This window comes from Streptomyces sp. AC627_RSS907, from assembly GCF_019049165.1.
Map to the genome: position 1 here is coordinate 1 of NZ_JAGMUE010001307.1, position 622 is coordinate 622.

Annotated in this window: 1 protein-coding gene; it reads right to left on the reverse strand. The window is 70.3% G+C overall.

What is annotated here, in order from left to right; genetic code table 11:
• Nucleotides 1-622 (reverse strand): DUF5063 domain-containing protein (locus KUM32_RS41630; RefSeq protein WP_217146819.1); only part of this gene is annotated, 622 nt, incomplete at its 3' end.

A 622-nucleotide genomic window follows, 5' to 3' on the forward strand; every position in this document is an offset into this window, starting at 1 on the left:
GGGCGGCGATCTCCGCGGCCATCACCCGTCCCGCTTCCTCGGCCAGCTCGTCGTCGCCGTCGGCGTTGCTGTCCGTGTCCAGGCCGTCGAGCTCGTCGAGCGGGCTGTCCAGGCGGACGTGCGCGACGAGCGACTGAAGGGCACGCAACGCGGCGGACGCGGTGGTGCCCCAGTTCGACAGGTAGGAGAACTGCCACCACCACAGCGCCTCGCTGACGCGGCCGTCGCGGTAGTGCGCCATGCCGTGCCGCAGGTCGGTGATGATGTCGGCGAGGTCGTCGGAGATGCGGCAGGCGACCGGCTGCGAGCGCGGCACGTACGGGTCGAAGACCTCGGAGTACACGTCGATCGGGTCGAGCAGCGTGGCGAACCGTTCGCGCAGGTCGTCCACGTCCGGCTCGGGGCCGACGTCGGGCTCGTAGCGCTCGTCCGGTACGAAGTCCTCGTGGGCGCCGAGCCGCCCGCCCGCGAGGAGCAACTGCGAGATCTCCAGGAGCAGGAAGGGAACCGCGCTGTCCGGTTCGTCCCCCTTGGCGACCTCCGTGACCGCGACGATGAAGCTTTCGATCTGGTCGGAGATCTGGACCGCGAAGTCGGCCGGGTCGTGGTGGCTGTCGTGCAG